Origin of the sequence: Pseudomonas floridensis (assembly GCF_002087235.1) — a bacterium.
Classification (GTDB): Bacteria; Pseudomonadota; Gammaproteobacteria; order Pseudomonadales; family Pseudomonadaceae; genus Aquipseudomonas; species Aquipseudomonas floridensis.
In genome coordinates, this window is the sequence record NZ_MUIO01000228.1 from 1 (window position 1) to 941 (window position 941).

Here is a 941-nt window from a genome sequence, read left to right on the forward strand (position 1 = left end):
GATCATTCTGGGCGGTCTGTGTGCTGCGGCCGGTCTGGCGGTGGCCACGCTGATCCCGGTGTGGCAAGCCGCGCTGCTGGGCTACGCGCTGGTGGGGGCGGGCTGCTCGAACATCGTGCCGGTGTGTTACAGCGCGATCGGTCGGCAGAAAACCATGCCGGAAAGCGTGGCAATCCCGGCAATCACCACGGTGGGGTATGCCGGGATTCTGATCGGTCCTGCCGCCATCGGCTTCGTCGCCCATGTCAGCAGTCTCGAAGTGGCGTTCATGATCGTTGCGGTCATGCTGCTGGGCGTGGCGATCGGAGGCAGCCAGTTGAGAACGTAAGTGTAGCTGCCTGAGCTTCAGAGCCTGCGCGCCATGCCGGACACACGGATCGAACTGCCGGTCTGCTCCGGTATTTCAGCGCGCAGGCGCGAGCGGCAGCCCATGTCCTCACCTTGCACAATGTCGATCATCCCGCCGTGCGGCCAGCCAATGTCACGCAGATAGCCTGCCAGTGCTGCGGTGGCTGCGCCTGTCGCCGGGTCCTCGTACACCCCGCCGAACGCAAACGGATTGCGGGTGTGGAAAAACTGCTCGCTTTCGGCGTACGCCAATAGAATCGTGGCCCAGCCTTCACGGACCATCAGATCGTGTCCTTTCTGCTGGTCATACTGCATGGCCTTGAGCGTCGCCCGGCTGTTCAATGCCAGAATCAGATGTCCTGCACCGCCGTTGATGTCGGCTGGCGGGATACGTGGGTCCAGATCGTCATGCGTATAACCGAACAATGCCAGGGCTTCTTCCAGCACCGGCGCGCTGACCGCTTTGCTGTGCGTTGCTGGCGATTGCAGCGCCGCCGAGGTCAGCGTGCCCTGAGCATGGCCTTCGACGGTAATCTGCGCGTGATTGAGCGTCAGGTTGAACACCCCGTCGCCTTGCCGCGCCGCCAGCGCGG

At 63.4% G+C, this 941-nt stretch carries 1 protein-coding gene and 1 pseudogene; one reads left to right on the forward strand and one right to left on the reverse strand.

The genetic code is table 11. From position 1 onward, the window contains the following. Positions 1 to 328: pseudogene (locus BZK31_RS28465) on the forward strand (MFS transporter); the annotation flags it as partial. A gap of 17 nt (positions 329 to 345) precedes the next feature. Here BZK31_RS28465 and BZK31_RS28470 read toward each other — a convergent pair. Continuing rightward, on the reverse strand, positions 346 to 941 hold a 596-nt coding region (locus BZK31_RS28470; protein WP_083186467.1), incomplete at its 5' end, for a PhzF family phenazine biosynthesis protein.